The following is a 1,033-nucleotide window of genomic DNA, read 5'->3' as shown; positions in this document are numbered from 1 at the left end:
ATTCATGATATTGGAAAGGATATTTTTAAAGGTATGCTGGAAGCTAATGGATTTGAGGTAATCGATTTAGGTGTAGATGTTCCAAAAGAAGAATTTGTGAAAGCAGTTAAGGAGAACAAACCGGATATCGTAGCTATGAGTGCGGCACTTACAAATACAATAGAAACAATGAGGGATGTGGTAAAGGCTTTTTTAAAAGCTGGGATAAGGGATAAAGTGAAGGTTATTGCAGGTGCCAATCATATGAATGCAGATATAAGTAAGTATATTGGAGCAGATGATTTTTCCAATGAGGCTTCTACTGGGACTAAAATATGTTTGAAATGGATGAAGGAAAAACAGATGAGGAGTAACAAGTAATGAAGAATCCAATATATATTAAGATTGTCGAGGATATACGAAGTGAAATTAGCAGTGGCAAGTTGAAACCAGGTGATGTGCTGCCTTCTGAAACGTCTTTGTGCAGTGAATATGACACCAGCAGAATGACAGTGAGGAAGGGACTTTCTATTTTATCGAATGAGGGCTATATATATTCCGTTCCAGGGAAGGGCTATTTTGTAAAAAAGCCGGATTACAATAAATATATTTTTGCCTATGACGAAATGAGCAATTTAATTAACAATGTGGATAGAACAAAACTTTTGTCTGTGGACATCATACTTCCTGATGAAAAATTAGCCGGCAGTCTCCAGATCAGCGAGAGTAAGAAGGTTGTCATGATCCGGAGACTATTTTATACTGAAGGAGAACCTATGGCCTATGATATAAAATATCTTTTGTATAAAAGAGGAGTTCCAATTGTGGAGAATGAAATCAAAAATGCAACTTTCCCGGAAATGATATCCGATAGGACTTCTCTCTATGATTTGAACAAGGAACTTATCATATATGCCAAAATTCCGGAAGAAAAGATGAAAAAATTGCTTCACATACAGAATAAAATTGCCTTGCTTGTAGTAGAGCAAAAATTATACGATATTGAAGATAAACCCATTGGACTTGGAATAACTTATTTTCGTGGGGATTATAT

2 protein-coding genes are annotated in these 1,033 nt (G+C 35.6%); both read left to right on the top strand.

What is annotated here, in order from left to right; all coding sequences use genetic code 11:
* Positions 1-360: cobalamin B12-binding domain-containing protein (locus J5G60_RS18465; protein ID WP_207876649.1), on the top strand; the 360-nt coding region annotated here is incomplete at its 5' end.
* The coding region (locus tag J5G60_RS18460; protein WP_150359091.1) for a GntR family transcriptional regulator at positions 360-1,033 on the top strand (674 nt) is incomplete at its 3' end. The genes J5G60_RS18465 and J5G60_RS18460, both read left to right, overlap by 1 nt.

Source organism: Clostridium sp. HV4-5-A1G (assembly GCF_900184915.1).
GTDB lineage: Bacteria > Bacillota > Clostridia > Clostridiales > Clostridiaceae > Clostridium_B > Clostridium_B aromativorans.
Note: the sequence above shows the minus strand (reverse complement) of the source record. Positions and strands in the feature narration are given on the sequence as shown.